Origin of the sequence: Streptomyces katrae, assembly GCF_000966975.1 — a bacterium.
Classification (GTDB): domain Bacteria; phylum Actinomycetota; class Actinomycetes; order Streptomycetales; family Streptomycetaceae; genus Streptomyces; species Streptomyces katrae.
This window is the reverse complement of sequence record NZ_JZWV01001609.1, coordinates 1-1155: the sequence shown is the minus strand read 5'-3', so window position 1 is coordinate 1155 and position 1155 is coordinate 1. Positions and strand designations below refer to the sequence as shown.

Annotated in this window: 1 pseudogene; it reads right to left on the bottom strand. The window is 78.0% G+C overall.

What is annotated here, in order from left to right:
* Positions 1 to 259: 259 nt before the first annotated feature.
* A pseudogene (locus VR44_RS39585) lies at positions 260 to 1155 on the bottom strand (SAV_2336 N-terminal domain-related protein); the annotation flags it as partial.

Genomic DNA, 1155 nt, shown 5'->3' with positions numbered 1-1155 from the left:
AGCCCGGAGAGGTCGGGGAGCTGCCCGGCGCAGGGGCGGGGGTCGGGGGGCGCGGCCACTTCCTGACGTCCGGTCACCATGGGCTTCCCGTCCCCCTGTCGCACCGCGGAATGTGGAATGTCGTGGAATGCCGTGGTCCACTGCCCTTTCCCGCGGTCCGGCGGGGGGAAACGGCCCGTCCGCCGACTGGCCCGCCGACCGGCCCGCCGGGTCATCCGCCGACTCGCCCACGGACTCGTCCACCGACTCGCCCGCCGGGTCATCCGCCGGTCTCCAGGGCGTGGATCCGCGCCCGGACGGCCCCGGCCCGCTCCCCGTCCGCCAGGCCCTGGCGCTGCCACAGCTCCAGGGCCGCCCGGTACGCGTCCAGCGCCGCGCGGGGGCGGGCCAGACGCTCCAGGGCCCCGCCACGCAGCTCCTGGACCCGGGCGGCGAGGCGGAGGGCGGCACCGGTGTCGTCGGGGTCGTCGCGCCCCGCCTCCAGGGCGGCGCGCCAGGCCCGGCGGTAGGAGTCCGCGGCCCGGTCGAGCCGGTCCGCGGTACGGGTGTGGGCGTGGATCTCCTGCTGCACGTCCCCGTGGTCCCGCCAGGCGCGGGCCCGCTCCAGGGGGCGGCGGCTCTGCCGGACGGCCAGCTCCAGCAGGTACTCGGCCTCCCGGAGGTCCACGAGGTCCCCCTCGTAGGCGTGCCGCAGCCGCAGCCCGGAGGCCAGCCGCAGCAGCCGGTACGAGGCTCCCGGGTCGGACTGGGCCACCGCCGACCGGCTCTCGCGCAGCACCCGTACGGCGGTGGAGGAGAAGCGGCGGCCGTCGGCGGCCCGGGCCCGCTCCAGGAGCACGTCGCCCCACTCGGGCAGCAGGCCCGCGTAGGCGTCGCCGTCACGGGGAATCAGCCGCCGGGCCCGCGCGTACGCCTCGGCCGCCTCCTCCAGGGCCACGGGCTCACCGTCACGGTCGTACCGCGCCCGGTGCACCCGGGCGAGGCACAGCAGCGCGGCGAGCCGCAGCTCGGGCTCCCCGACACCCTCCTGGAGCGCCCGCAACAACTGGGCCCGCGCCTCTTCGAGCCGACCGGGCAGATACCGCAGCGCCCCGGCCAACTCCACCCGAACCCACGCGATCCGCCGCCCCCGCCCGCCATCCCACCCCCGAACAC